Annotated in this window: 11 protein-coding genes, 2 tRNA genes and 1 pseudogene; 7 read left to right on the top strand and 7 right to left on the bottom strand. The window is 62.1% G+C overall.

Annotated elements, in window-relative coordinates; genetic code table 11:
- The first annotated feature begins 73 nt into the window (after nt 1–73).
- The gene (locus tag ABIE52_RS04295) at nt 74–880 is read left to right on the top strand and encodes a helix-turn-helix domain-containing protein (RefSeq protein WP_054827649.1); all 807 of its coding nucleotides are present in this window, start codon (nt 74–76) and stop codon (nt 878–880) included.
- Here the strand turns inward: ABIE52_RS04295 and ABIE52_RS04300 are convergent.
- Together ABIE52_RS04300 and ABIE52_RS04305 are read right to left on the bottom strand one after the other, a co-directional pair.
- Entirely contained in the window at nt 855–1592 is a 738-nt protein-coding gene (locus ABIE52_RS04300; RefSeq protein WP_003944487.1) for a polyprenol monophosphomannose synthase, read from the bottom strand. The genes ABIE52_RS04295 and ABIE52_RS04300 overlap by 26 nt on opposite strands.
- Before the next feature lie 99 nt (nt 1593–1691).
- On the bottom strand, nt 1692–3758 hold the full coding sequence (locus ABIE52_RS04305) for a TPM domain-containing protein (protein WP_064113212.1): 2067 nt from the start codon (nt 3756–3758) through the stop codon (nt 1692–1694).
- 69 nt (nt 3759–3827) lie between these two features.
- Between ABIE52_RS04305 and ABIE52_RS04310 the strand changes: the two genes are divergently transcribed.
- Together ABIE52_RS04310 and ABIE52_RS04315 are read left to right on the top strand one after the other, a co-directional pair.
- The gene (locus ABIE52_RS04310) at nt 3828–4517 is read left to right on the top strand and encodes a YdcF family protein (RefSeq protein WP_007731109.1); all 690 of its coding nucleotides are present in this window, start codon (nt 3828–3830) and stop codon (nt 4515–4517) included.
- A 5-nt stretch (nt 4518–4522) separates the two neighbouring features.
- A complete protein-coding gene (locus tag ABIE52_RS04315; protein WP_192712972.1) occupies nt 4523–5821 on the top strand; it encodes a deoxyguanosinetriphosphate triphosphohydrolase in 1299 nt (432 codons plus the stop codon).
- 13 nt (nt 5822–5834) lie between these two features.
- Here the strand turns inward: ABIE52_RS04315 and ABIE52_RS04320 are convergent.
- Both ABIE52_RS04320 and ABIE52_RS34005 read right to left on the bottom strand, forming a co-directional pair.
- A pseudogene (locus ABIE52_RS04320) lies at nt 5835–7181 on the bottom strand (serine/threonine-protein kinase); the annotation flags it as partial.
- Nucleotides 7182–7214: 33 nt separating this feature from the next.
- Nucleotides 7215–7373, bottom strand: coding sequence for a hypothetical protein (locus ABIE52_RS34005; protein ID WP_452623830.1), 159 nt, complete (start codon nt 7371–7373; stop codon nt 7215–7217).
- Between the two features lie 84 nt (nt 7374–7457).
- Here ABIE52_RS34005 and dnaG point away from each other — a divergent pair, with 84 nt between their 5' ends.
- Nucleotides 7458–9377 carry a DNA primase gene (gene dnaG, locus ABIE52_RS04325; protein WP_030536590.1) on the top strand — a complete coding sequence of 640 codons (1920 nt, stop codon included), beginning with the start codon at nt 7458–7460 and terminating at the stop codon, nt 9375–9377.
- Nucleotide 9378: 1 nt separating this feature from the next.
- Here dnaG and ABIE52_RS04330 read toward each other — a convergent pair whose 3' ends face one another.
- Nucleotides 9379–9630 (bottom strand): hypothetical protein, encoded by a 252-nt coding sequence (locus ABIE52_RS04330; RefSeq protein WP_003941570.1) that lies wholly within the window; start codon nt 9628–9630, stop codon nt 9379–9381.
- A gap of 136 nt (nt 9631–9766) precedes the next feature.
- Between ABIE52_RS04330 and ABIE52_RS04335 the strand changes: the two genes are divergently transcribed.
- Nucleotides 9767–9839, top strand: a tRNA-Asn gene (locus ABIE52_RS04335).
- A gap of 72 nt (nt 9840–9911) precedes the next feature.
- Here the strand turns inward: ABIE52_RS04335 and ABIE52_RS04340 are convergent.
- On the bottom strand, nt 9912–10535 hold the full coding sequence (locus tag ABIE52_RS04340; RefSeq protein WP_223304513.1) for an HAD-IA family hydrolase: 624 nt from the start codon (nt 10533–10535) through the stop codon (nt 9912–9914).
- A gap of 131 nt (nt 10536–10666) precedes the next feature.
- A complete protein-coding gene (locus ABIE52_RS04345) occupies nt 10667–10864 on the bottom strand; it encodes a hypothetical protein (protein WP_003941659.1) in 198 nt (65 codons plus the stop codon).
- A 177-nt stretch (nt 10865–11041) separates the two neighbouring features.
- Between ABIE52_RS04345 and ABIE52_RS04350 the strand changes: the two genes are divergently transcribed.
- A tRNA-Ile gene (locus tag ABIE52_RS04350) sits at nt 11042–11115 on the top strand.
- Nucleotides 11116–12103: 988 nt separating this feature from the next.
- Nucleotides 12104–12451: a hypothetical protein gene (locus ABIE52_RS04355; RefSeq protein WP_075833484.1), complete on the top strand. Its 348-nt coding sequence runs from the start codon at nt 12104–12106 to the stop codon at nt 12449–12451.
- Nucleotides 12452–12951: the final 500 nt, after the last annotated feature.

Raw genomic sequence — 12951 nt, forward strand, 5'->3', positions numbered from 1 at the left:
CCTCCGAAACTGCGTCGGGTCGATTACCTCTGAGGTCATGGCCTCGGCTACCTCGGGTCGCTAACTTGAAAGAATGACCTTCGAGACGATGGACGTGGGCTCCGAACTCAAGCGGTGGCGGGAGCGGCGAAGGCTCACTCAGTTGGGACTCTCGGCGGCGGCAGGAGTGTCGACCAGGCATCTGAGCTTCATCGAAACCGGCCGCTCCAAGCCGAGCCGGGACATGATTCTTCACCTGTCCGAATGTCTGGATGTTCCTCTACGACAACAGAACACGCTTCTGCTGGCAAGTGGCCACGCGCCGGAGTACTCGCAGAAGTCGTTGGCAGAAGCGCCGATGTCAGCGGTGAGTGAGGCCATCGATCGCATCATCGACGCGCATGACCCGTATCCGGCCGTGGTGGTCGATCAGCAGTGGGAGATGGTCGCCGGGAACCAGGCCGTGGGAATTTTGACCGCGGGCGCCGCTGATTTCCTCCTGGAACCACCGGTGAACGTATTGCGTCTGAGCTTGCATCCCGAGGGCATGGCGCCGCGGATCGTGAACCTCGCGCAGTGGCGGGCCCACCTGCTCACAAGGCTGGCTCGGGAAGTGGAGGTCAGTGCGGATGCGCAGCTGTCGTCGTTGCTCGACGAGCTGCGCGCCTATCCGAGCGGCGGAGACTGGCACGACGACCGCGCGAATTCCCTGCTGGTTCCGTTGCGTGTACGCGTCGGCGATACCGAACTGGCGATGTTCAGCACCACCACCGTGTTCGGTACGCCGCGCGACGTCACGCTCGCAGAGATTGCGATCGAATCGTTCTACCCGTCGGACACGCAGACGGCCGACTACTTTCGATCGGCCGCCGAGGTCACAGGGACTTCTTGCCGAACTTGAGCTTCCACGGCACCAGTGCAGACTCCAACTGAACCGAGAGACTCATCTTGGAGACGCCTTCGGTGCGCTCCTCGAAGCGGATGGGCGTTTCGGCGATCTTCATGCCGCGCTGAACAACTCGGTAGTTCATCTCGACCTGGAACGCGTAGCCGTTGCTCTGCACCGATTCGACGTCGATGTCGCGCAAGGTCTTTGCATGCCACGCCTTGAAGCCGGCGGTCGCATCCTTGACGTGCAGTCGCAGAATAGCGTTGACGTAGAAGTTCGCCCAGGCGGACAAGGCCTTGCGGTGCCACGGCCAGTCGCCGGCGACTGCGCCGCCTTCGACGTAGCGGGAGCCGAGAACGACTGCCGCATCGGTAGTGGTGAGGATCTCGATCATGGCGGGGATCGCTTCGGACGGGTGCGAGAGATCTGCGTCCATCTGAATGACGATGTCTGCGTTCTCTGCCAGAGCCCGGCTCATGCCCGCGACGTAAGCACGGCCGAGTCCGTCCTTGACCGTGCGGTGAAGCACTCCGACCGGGATGGGACCGTCGATACCCAACTTGTCCGCAACCTCACCCGTGCCGTCGGGGGAGTTGTCATCCACCACGAGGACGTGCAGGTTCGGGATCTTCAACGCGGCGAGGCGATCGACGAGCTTTGGCAGGTTCTCACGCTCGTTGTATGTAGGTACAACGACGGTTATCTGCGGGGCGACGCTTTCCATAACACCTTCGTATGATCTGTGATCCCGACTTGCCGGATGAAGCGTACGACGAGTGCGGTCGTGAACAAAGTAGGGATTTTACTACCTCGACTGGATCGGTCAGAACCGGCCGCCGCCGCCTCGACTGGTTCGGCCGCCGCCCCCGCCGCCGAAACCACCGCCGCCGCCACCGCGACCGGAGCGTCCGCTGCTGCTCGGTCCGCCGTACGAACGGGGCCCTCCGCCACCTCGCAGAATGCTGTTGATCAGGATGCCGCCGAGGATCGCTCCTGTCGCATCGCCACCGCCGCCACGGGGTCGTTGGTTTGCTTCCCAGGTGTTGACGTCGTTTTGCGCGGCGCGAAGTGAGTGCGTCGCCAAGGTGGTCGCGGCCTGGGCGTGTTGCAGCGCCTTCGACGGATCCGAGGCCTGCAATTGCTGGGCCGCCTGCAGGTGCCGCTGAGCCTCGGCGTAGCGAGTGCGCGCCTCCGCTCCGATCGCGCCGCGCCTGGTTCCGAGGAAGTCGCCTGCAGCGGTCACCTGAGCCTGTGCGGCCAGAATGTCCTGGGCGAGGCGCTGCTGTGCACGTTCGAGCTGCTGCTTCTGCTCCTGAGCGTCGGCAAGAAGCGCGTCGAGTTGGGCGTCGGCCGCGACGATCTGGTTGAAGGCTGTCAGCGGATCGCTGTCCTTCGATGTCTGAGCATTCGCCAACGCTGCCTGGGCCGCGGCCTTCGCGTCCGCCAACTTCTGCCCGCCTTGCGCCAGGTAAGCGTCCGCAGCGGTGATGCCCTGTTGGACGTCGTCCATCGCGGACGGAAGTGTCGCGATGGCGTTTCGGATGTCGTCGGCGGCGTGATCGACGCCGTCGAGTAGCTTGCGTGCCTGATCGAGGGCGGCTTCGGCCGTGCGAATCGCAGTGACGGCAGCGCCTTGCTTACCGGCCGGCAGCGCGGTGGCATCGCGGCCCTCCTCGATCGACTTCTCGGCGAGCGTCAGGCGTTCACTCGCCATCGTGACGTTGTTCACGACCGATGCCAGCGTCGGCGCGGGGAATTGATCCTTCAATTTGGTCAGAATCGCCTCGGATTCGGGCAAGCGCACGCTGAGAGAAACAACACTCTGCGTCAACGCATCGAGACGTGCGGGGGCGTTGATGAGAAGGTCGCGAAGCCCGTCGAACTCCTCGACGCGAGCTTCGAGTTCTTGGTCGGCTCGACCGCACGAGGAAATGATGTCGATCAGCATCTGTCGGCGTTGATCGGGAGTTTCGGGGATGGCGTCGTCGAGTCGCTGCCTGATCGCGAAGGCTTCGGCGAGGGTGGCCTTGGCCTTGTCGAATGCTGCCGAGAAGGGTGCGACGGCGGAATCTCCGAACTCGCTGCGGGCCAGATCGAGTTCCTCCTGGCTGCCGGCGATCGCGTTGTCCGTCTCGACGAGGATCTCCTTCGCGCGTTCGTCGAGCGTCGGCAGCGGGAGTGCGTTGAGGCTGGCGATGTCGTCGGGGGAGATGTTCTTCGCGGCTTCGACGCTTGCCTTGTTCTTGTCGTTCTTGCGCTTACGTGAGTACAGGACCACGCCGCCCGTCCCGACCACCACAGCGCCGCCCGCGATGAGGAGTGTTCCGACTCCCATTCCGCCGCTCGTGTTGTTCGCGTCGCCGAGTGCTCCAGCTGCGGCAATTGCCGCGCCGGTCCAATCATCCTCGGCGAGAGCCGGTTCCACCGCGTCGGTATTGATCGATTCGATGTCGGAATCCGTGATGTTGCTCAGCTCAGCGGGCACATCGAGGTAGTAAGCACGCTCCGCCGTGGCAACTGCAAGCAGGACGGACTTGGTACTCAGCGTCGACTTCGTGGCTGTCTGCTGTGCCCACGCCTGGCCACCCAGGTTGTTGAAATCGGGGACGAACGCGACCCACAGATCGATCTGGTGGTCCTCGCCGAGTTGATCGATCGCGGCTTGTATGTCGCTGCGTTGCCCGGAATCGAGGACCCCGGAGGTGTCGGTGATGTGATTCGGCAACACCATCGGGGCGTCCGCCGAGGCGAGCGCAGGACTGAAGACGAGCGCCAGCAAAGCGAAAATCGCAGCGACGGCGGCGGCGCTTCCCCGACGCCGAACGGGTCGGGTGGTTGTCCGACTCTGCTCTACCGAGGACAACTGCGCGAAGTGTGGTGCGAGGGCCATGACGCAAATCTATCCGTTGTGGCGCGTCGGCATCGGAGGTGATCGCTGCGAACTGGCAGAATTGCGGGAGTGAAACCTGCTTTCGGTAACCGCCCCCACGACCCATCACCCTCGCGGGCGGGCGGCTTCGGGGCAGGATTGGCTCGCTGGACGCGCCGACTGATCGCCGGTGCGGTGTTGATGGCCGTGGTTCTGGTCGGGGGTACTGCGTTCCGGGTGTGGCAGGTGGCGCGCATCGACGACACGCGGCCGGCCGACGCGATAGTCGTTCTGGGCGCGGCTCAGTATTCCGGCACTCCGTCGTCCGTCTTCGAGGCCCGACTCGAGCAGGCGTACAAGCTGTACAAGCGCGGAGTGGCTCCGCAGATCATCACTGTCGGCGGTAAACAAGAAGGCGACGAGTACACCGAAGCGGCGTCGGGAAAGATGTATCTGACCGATCGCGGAATTCCTTCGAGTGCGATCACCGCGGTGGAGACCGGTTCAGACACACTGCTCAGCATCGACGCAGTCAGTGCCGAGATGTCTTCGCAGGGAATCAATTCCGCCGTCCTGGTCAGTGATCCGTGGCACTCCTTGCGAACACGGACGATGGCCCGCGACACGGGCCTTCAAGCGTGGACCGCACCTACTCGTCAAGGCCCGGCTGTGTTCACCCGTGAATCCCAGTTACACGGAATCGCTCGCGAAACCGGCGCACTGCTCTGGTATCAGCTCACGCACTTCTCGGCAGACTTCCCCTACACGGCAGGGCAATAGAGACCATGACAGCTCACACCACCTACGGAGGCGGCACCTACTCCGAACACGACCTCGGACGTCGTGTCGTCGAGGCGCCGAAGCGAGCGGGGTTGCCGGGTTCGCAGATCGCAGCGGCGCAGCATCGTTCGGACTTCTCGCGAGATCGGGCCCGCGTCCAACACTCCGCGGCTTTGCGGCGGCTGGCCGACAAGACCCAGGTTGTCGGCCCGCGCGACGGAGACACGCCTCGTACGCGGTTGACACACTCGATGGAGGTTGCGCAGATCGGGCGAGGGATTGCCGACGGACTCGGTTGCGATCCGGACCTGGTGGACCTCGCCGGTCTCGCGCACGACATCGGGCACCCACCGTACGGTCACAACGGCGAGAAGGCCCTCGACGAAGTCGCCAAGGACTGCGGAGGTTTCGAGGGCAATGCGCAGAATCTGCGGATCTTGACCAGCCTCGAACCCAAGATCCTGCGCCCCGACGGTCTGAGCGCAGGCCTCAATCTCACCAGGGCGTCACTCGACGCAGCCATCAAGTATCCCTGGACCCGCCCTGAGCCCGGCGCGAAGTTCGGGGCATACGACGACGACGCAGAGGTGCTCGCCTGGGTTCGCGAGGGAGCGCCCGAGCGTCGGCAATGCCTGGAAGCTCAGGTCATGGACTGGGCCGATGACATCGCCTATTCCGTGCACGACGTGGAGGACGGGGTGATCGCAGGCCGCATCGACCTTCGCTCGCTTGCCGATCCGTCCGAGCAGCGCGCACTGGCAGAACTCGGGGCCTCCGAGTTTCGCGGATTGGTAGTCGACGATCTGATCGAAGCCGCCCAACGGCTGTCCGAACTCCCCGTCGTACGCGGGGTCGGAAGTTTCGACGGAACGCTAGGGAGTTCCGTCGCATTGAAGAATCTGACGAGTGAATTGGTGGGACGCTTCGCCACCGCGGCGATCGCCAGCACCCGGCTGACACACGGTGACCGACCCCTCTCGCGCTATCAAGCCGACCTCGACATACCCGAGGCCGTCGCATCCGAGGTGGCGTTGCTCAAGACCGTGGCGCTGTACTACGTGATGTCCGACGCCGGACACAAAGCGCGTCAGGATCGGCAGCGTGATCGTGTTCATCGCGTCGCGGAATGGCTGCTGGCAACTGCGCCGGCCGGGCTCGATCCGATCCTGCTGCCCGCGTGGGAACGCGCCGCGGACGACGGTGCTCGGGTCCGGGTAGTGGTGGATCAGATCGCGTCGTACACGGAGAGTCGGCTCGAACGGGTGGACAAAGCGAGCCTGGGCGCGCAGGCCAGCTGGGGCTGAGCCACTTACGCCCTCAGCAAGTCATCCGCGTCGACGGGTCGGTAGTGGTATCGAGCCACTTGCCGTAAGCGTCGCCACCTGCTGCGCGAACGTCCTTGCAGATCTTCGACTCGGTGTTCCCGGATTCGCGATACACCGTGTAGATCGCCGTCCCCGAATCGGAGACTTGACGCAGTGACGGGCAGGACTGGTCTGTGCGTAGGTATTTCGAGCCGGGGAACGCGTCGAGGTAGTTCTGAATCTCGCTGGCGTACGTTGCCGGATCGGTGGCATTGGCCAACACCACGATTCCGGTTCCTTTGCATGAGGGGACGGTGATCGGCTTGCTCACCCCGAGGTCGCCATTTCTCGCGGACGGGTTCGACGCCCGGGTGGTCGTGGTCGCCTGCAGTCCGGCGGTGGGTAGCGGCTCGAGCTTCGGCGTTCTGACTGGATCCTGAATGGGTGCCGGTGCCGACGTGGCGGTGGAAGCTGCTACAGCGATTGGTGATTCGGGGCCCGAATTCCCCAGCGTCACCCAGGCCGCCGTGCCTCCTGCGGCCAGAACGAGTGCAATTCCAGCCGCACCGATCGCGATCGGTGCTCGGTTTCGCTTGGTCTTTGTCACGATGTGCGTGTAGTTCCCGTGAGCGGGATTCGCCGTGGTGTAGGTGGGCTGCCCGACGATCGTGGGTTGCAATCCGCCGGCGGCACCGGGGGTGTGGGTCGTCGAGAGGGCCTGCCGCGCTTGGAGTGCGAGCGCTCCCGTAGTCGGATAGCGGTGTGCGGGATCCTTTGCCATGCCGCGAGCCACGATGGCGTCAAGGCCTTGCGGGAGCGACGGAACCGCCAGTGTGGGGCGTGGCGGCGGAGAGTTCAGGTGCGAATTGACCAGATGCTCGATGCTTGTGGTGTTGAAAGGTGTTGTTCCGGTGAGTGATTGGTAGAGGACACAAGCCAGGGAATAGACATCCGCTGCGGCCGTCGGCGTTTCGATTCCGAACCGCTCCGGCGCCATGTATGCATACGAACCGACTGCGCTTCCCTCGGTGGTGATCTTCGTGTCCGTCTGTGAGTATGCGATTCCGAAGTCGACGAGGTAGGCGAAGCCGTTGTTCGTGAGAATGATGTTGTCTGGTTTGACGTCACGATGGATGAGCCCGCGGGCATGGGCGGCGTCCAACGCCGACGCGATTTGCGAGACGATGTCGACGGCTCGTACAGGCGTGAGTCGGCCGAATTCGGTCAACTCGGCTCGCAACGTATGACCTTCGACCAATCGCATGTCGATGAAGAGAACTCCGTCGATCTCGCCCCAGTCGTGCACAGGGATCACGTGCGGTTCGTTCAGGGCGGCGGTGGTGCGAGATTCTCGGCGGAAACGAGCTTGGAATGACGGGTCGGCCGCAAGCTCTCAATGGAGCAACTTGAGAGCGACCAGGCGATCCTTCGAGGTGTCGTACGCCTCGTACACTTCACCCATTCCGCCTCGGCCGAGGAGGCTACGCAACTCGTACACGCCGAATCGGGTTCCTGATCGCCCTTCGTGCGAGCTCGAGGCGTTTTCAGTCATCGTCGGTCCCATCGCTGCGGTGCAGAGTCGGCCATCAACATATCGTTGTCAGGAGGTGCCGGGCGACCGCCTAGACTGATGTACGTGGCGGGCCGAATTTCTGACAGAGACATCGCGGCCATTCGCGAACGCACTCGCATCGAGGACATCGTCGGTGAATACGTTTCACTCAAGCGTGCCGGTGGCGATTCGATCAAAGGTCTGTGTCCCTTTCACGACGAGAAGTCGCCGTCGTTCCATGTGCGACCCAACCACGGCCTCTACCACTGCTTCGGCTGCGGTGAGGGTGGTGACGTGTACTCGTTCCTGCAGAAGATGGATCACATCAGCTTCGTAGAGGCCGTCGAGCAGTTGGCGGATCGACTCAGCTACACGATTTCGTACGAGGGCGGCGGACCGTCCGTTCAGCGCGATCGCGGCACCCGTGCACGCTTGATCGCAGCAAACGCGGCGGCTCAGGAGTTCTACGCCGCTCGTCTGCGCGAACCCGATGCCCAGGCGGCTCGCGACTACCTCACCGAGCGAAACTTCGACGGTGCCGCGGCCTTGCAGTTCGGGTGTGGATACGCGCCAGAAGGTTGGGACACTCTCACAAAACACTTGATGTCCAAGGGCTTCGAGTTCAAGGAACTAGAAGCAGCCGGGCTGTCCAAAGAAGGCCGGCGAGGTCCGATCGACCGGTTCCATCGCCGACTTCTGTGGCCGATCCGCAGCGTCGCCGGTGACGTCATCGGCTTCGGTGCCCGCAAGCTCTTCGACGACGACACCATGCCGGGTAAGTACGTCAACACGCCGGAAACGATTCTCTACAAGAAGTCTCAGGTCTTGTTCGGCTTGGACCTCGCCAAGCGCGACATCGCCAAGGGGCACCAGGCGGTAGTCGTCGAGGGTTACACCGACGTCATGGCGATGCATTTGGCCGGCGTCAAGACCGCCGTCGCTTCGTGCGGGACCGCCTTCGGTGAGGAGCACCTTGCGATGCTCCGTCGACTCCTGATGGACGACAGCTACTTTCGCGGTGAGATCATCTACACCTTCGACGGTGATGCCGCGGGGCAGGCCGCTGCGATGAAGGCGTTCGAGGGTGATCAAAAGATGGCCGGGCAGACGTTCGTCGCCGTCGCGCCCGACGGAATGGACCCGTGCGATCTGCGACTGAAGTCTGGTGACGCCGCCGTTCGCGACCTCGTGGCACGGCGCACTCCGATGTTCGAGTTCGTGGTGAAGTCCATCCTCACCGAACACGATCTGGAGACCGCTGAAGGTCGTGTCGAGGCACTGCGTCGTACCGTGCCCGTCGTTGCGCAGATCAAGGAATCAACTCTGCGCGACAGCTACGCGAATCTGTTGTGCGGATGGGTCGGTTGGGACGATCTTCCGTCGGTTCGACGACGCGTGCGTGACGAAGCTCGCAAACGGGCGTCGACGCGTGGATCGTCACCGGCACCCAAGCGTCGTCAGGTTGTCGACCAACCTGCTGCCGATGCGCTTGCGCTGCCGATCGGAATCTCCAGGCCCCGGCCCAACGATCCCGCGCTCTCGACGCAGCGAGCTGTCCTCAAGGCCGCATTGCAGCACCCTGGCATCGCCGGCAGTGTCTTCGACTCGTTGCCGCCCGAGACGTTCACCCACCCCGCCTACGTTGTCATCAGACAGGCAATGGCTGACGCCGGTGGAACGAGCAAGGGACTCGGCGGCGCCGAGTGGATCGAAGTCGTCACCAAGGGCGTCGAAGACATGACGGTGGCCTCGGTTGTATCTGAGCTGGCCGTCGAACCGATGCCGTGTGACGAAGACACGGTTCCGCGCTACATCAACGGAGTGCTCGCACGACTGCAGGAAGCGTGGGTGGGCGAGCAGGTTGCCGACCTCAAATCCAAGCTTCAGCGCGTTTCACCTGCTGCAGCCCCCGAGGAGTACAACTCACTGTTCGGCGACCTCGTGGCGCTGGAGCAGTATCGCCGACAGCTGCGTGAGCAGGCTGTCGGCGACCAAAGCGTCTGACCTAGCGGTTTTTCTTCAACTGGTCGTGGGGGACCAGAATCGTAGTCTCCTCGTTGATCGGCTTCATCGGCTCGAGCTTGGGCTGAGTACTCAGTGAGTCGGCCAGCTTCTGCCGTGACGCGTCCAACACCTTCTTGGTGGCCGGACTGGTGGCCACCGCCTTCGCGGCCCGGCTGATCTGCTCGTATCGTGCGCGGCCCGCTTTGGTTCCCAGGACGTACCCAGCTGCAACACCGATCAACAAACGCATCATTCCTGCTTCCCTCCAGCACCGATCGTCCTGACTCCATCCTGCCTGATGACTCGCTGGGCAGGCGATTTGGTACTTCGGTGAAGGATTCGCTACAGTTTCTCAGGCAACGCCGGAACGGGCGAAGCGAGCAAGACAATCCCCTGTAGCTCAATTGGCAGAGCTTCCGACTGTTAATCGGACGGTTGCTGGTTCGAGTCCAGCCGGGGGAGCAGCAAAGCCCCTCACCTGAGAAATCGGGTGGGGGGCTTTCTTGTTGTGGTCTGATCTTGTTTTTGTCTGACCTAGTGCGCTCGCAGCAGACCCACCGATCGAAGTGCCGATTCGACGTCTGCCGCCTTGTTTGCTTGTTCGCCGCGAATTCCCAGCCGTCGAGCGCTGAGGACGTTCACCGGGTTGTCGTCGACGAAGAAGGTCTGCTGTGGACGCGCATCGAGCAACTCCAGCGCAGCCAGGAAGGCCGCAGGTTCGGGTTTGGTAGCTCCGAGCATGCAGGAGAAAACATGCTCGTCGATTGCCGATGGAGTTACGACACTCTCGATGGCGGCCAAGAGAACAGGTCCGTTGTCGGAGAGTGTGGCGACCACGACCCCCTCGCTTCGAAGCGCGATTGCGAGATCGATGACCGCGCGGTCCGGGATGAAGGCCTTGGCCCAGGCTCGGCGTAGCTCGTCGCGGTCACCAGGAAACCCGAGTCGTCGAAAGCGTTCCAGGATCGCGGTTTCGGAGTGAATGCCGAGATCGCATTCCTGGTCGAACCCGGACGCGAACACGAGGGCATGAATCTCGTCTTCCGTGACGCCGATGGCCGCAGCCAGTTCTGCGGCGCGACGGTCAGGCTCGAATCGACACAGCACACCGCCCAGGTCGAACAACACGAGTTCAGGTGGTCCGCTGTCGTTCGCCATGTCGGAGAGGATAGGCGGCATCAGCACCCGTGAACGCGACGCGAAGATATTGGCGACAGATACACCAAAGCCCGACGCAAGTGTCTGCGTCGGGCTTTCGGTGGAACCGTCGAACTGTCTGACCGGTGCGCCTACTTCGCTGCGCGATCCGACGGCTCGAACAGCCGGATGATGTGGCTGGGGTTGATGTAGTAGACACCATTCGGAGAATTGAGAACGAGAGTGTCTTCGGTGAAATCGGTGACGGTGCCGTTCAGTTTCGCGCCGTCGGACATGATGATCCGGATCGTGGCCTTCGAGTTCTTGAATTCGGTCAGTGCAAGCTTCATGTGGTGATCCTGTTCCGTGGGGTGTGCACTCCCACGGTATCGGCTCATCGCGCCTGTGCCGACCAACCTTGGAAGACTCGACTCGAAAGAGTGCAACGCGTCACCGCCTGCCCGATTGTGATCCGCGTCGGATGTGCCGGTAACATTCGGATTCGCCGCGATGCATCGCATCCGGATGGGGCGGTAGCTCAGTCGGTTAGAGCCGTGGACTCATAATCCATTGGTCGCGGGTTCGAGCCCCGCCCGCCCCACATTCAGTTGCCGTGAGCCCGCAGGTCAGACCCAATGACGTTTGTCGAAAGTCATGCTGCCGACGATCGCAACGGCGACAAGTGCGCAGAGTGCAATCAACAGGGCAGTTGCCCACAGGTAGTTGGTGCAGTTGCCCACACGTAGTTGGTATTGAATCGCACGCAACGCGCATGCGGGTACGGCTGTGATCCTTCGTGGCTACACAAGTAAATGTCGTACCGCGATCGTCGATCTCGGACGAGGTGAAAGTCTCGGATCCGGATACCCAATCCTCGACAAGTATCGGGAGCGCAGTGCAATTGGGCGCAACCGAGCGAGCGACGTGCCGGACGTGAAGGAAAAGTAGGTACCTATCCGGGTATTTCAGCGTATGTGCTCGACGTACAGAAGTGTCACGCTTTAGACGTGCCTACCGGTGTAGGTACAAGGCAGTCGAGCCGTCCCCCCCCCGCGACTCGGCTGCACCCAAATGTTGACGCGCTGACCGGCAGCCGACTGTCGGAAACGACTCTACGCAAGGAACGGCAACGATAGTGGGCCCCGCAACTGCGGGGCCCTTTCCCTGTCTGAAAAGCGCTGTCGGACTTGGGTCATCACCATTGAGGACTTCGTGCTCGATCACTGGAAATGAGTGCCAACGAGGGCTGTCTCGCCGTCCTTGTCTGCGTCGGATCCATTTTGCCGAGCTTCGTGAATTGCAGAATCCGCAGCCCGCGAGAGCTCAGTAGTTACCTCGATCGGGTGCAAAACCGGGCAATCGGAACAAAACGCTTGTCGATGCGTTACAACTATTGTTAAAGTGTAACGATGAACTGCAAGTGAACAGCAACTTCAAGGTCTCGCTACCGGAAGCCGATGGGCGCCGGGGGAGATTCGTCTGCTGTCGATGGACGCGACGCCGTTGGGCGGCACGGATAAAGGCTCTGCGAATTGCGCCGGGTCGCACCCCTGATCAACCTGACAGACCAACGTAACGGAGAACATACTGTGACAATCAAGAACTCGATCGGGCCTGGTGTCGAAGCCGGTCATGGAAACAGGCTGTTCGGCAACACTATTCGATCAGCTGAAGGTGAGGAACTGGTCCAGCGGCTGAATGCCATGTTCGAGCGAGCGAACAGCGCAGGTCAGGTGGTGAATCAACGAGAACTCTCGACCGTGCTTTCTGTGCGGAGATCCGAGGGTTCGCCGGTCGACCGGTCGATTCCGGCGCCTGACAGGCTGATGCATGCGATCGAGGGACTCTCGTACGAATCCCTTTCCCTGTTGATTTGTGCGGCCGAGCATTTACTGCGTTCGGAAGGGGTACATGTCGACTCGACGCCCTTCACGTGAGGGGCGACGAGACCCGTCGAGGAAATCGAAGTGATCGGTCCGTCGCCGACGAACGAGTATTTTGTCACGAACGGAATGACGTAGTTACGTCGTCGTTTGTAATTCTGTTGTGCGACCGGCGAATCAGGCCTCCGGCGTTGCTCAGTCGCACGATCCCGATTCCGCTGCTTCGAAGGCTTCTTGGTGCGCTCACGCGCCTTAGCGTCGAATCCTCTCCAGTCGTCGTGCGGTCCGCTCATGTCATCGCGGACTCGATCGATCGGCGACGTGGAATCAGTCGGAGTATGTCCAGTTCTTCGGCCGATCCGAGTATCGACCGGCAAATCTTGTCGACGGAGTCAGATGCCGGATACCGGCACCGAAATACGGATCAACATTCACCTCGGGAAGCCGCATGAAGTGAATTGACTAACGCAGTCTGCTGTTGTGGTGTGAACGCTGCCCAGGCGCTGGCGGAACCCACGAGTTCAGGGACATCGTTCCATCCAGGGCTCTGTAGC

It is taken from the genome of Rhodococcus sp. OAS809, from assembly GCF_040546695.1.
Taxonomy (GTDB): Bacteria; Actinomycetota; Actinomycetes; order Mycobacteriales; family Mycobacteriaceae; genus Rhodococcus_F; species Rhodococcus_F qingshengii.

Excerpts from the sequence above, each read along its gene's own strand:
- ABIE52_RS04295 (WP_054827649.1), top strand. The coding sequence starts at position 74 with ATGACCTTCGAGACGATGGACGTGGGCTCCGAACTCAAGCGGTGGCGG.
- ABIE52_RS04300 (WP_003944487.1), bottom strand. The coding sequence starts at position 1,592 with ATGGAAAGCGTCGCCCCGCAGATAACCGTCGTTGTACCTACATACAAC.
- ABIE52_RS04305 (WP_064113212.1), bottom strand. The coding sequence starts at position 3,758 with ATGGCCCTCGCACCACACTTCGCGCAGTTGTCCTCGGTAGAGCAGAGT.
- ABIE52_RS04315 (WP_192712972.1), top strand. The coding sequence starts at position 4,523 with ATGACAGCTCACACCACCTACGGAGGCGGCACCTACTCCGAACACGAC.
- ABIE52_RS34005 (WP_452623830.1), bottom strand. The coding sequence starts at position 7,373 with ATGACTGAAAACGCCTCGAGCTCGCACGAAGGGCGATCAGGAACCCGA.
- ABIE52_RS04330 (WP_003941570.1), bottom strand. The coding sequence starts at position 9,630 with ATGATGCGTTTGTTGATCGGTGTTGCAGCTGGGTACGTCCTGGGAACC.
- ABIE52_RS04340 (WP_223304513.1), bottom strand. The coding sequence starts at position 10,535 with ATGGCGAACGACAGCGGACCACCTGAACTCGTGTTGTTCGACCTGGGC.
- ABIE52_RS04345 (WP_003941659.1), bottom strand. The coding sequence starts at position 10,864 with ATGAAGCTTGCACTGACCGAATTCAAGAACTCGAAGGCCACGATCCGG.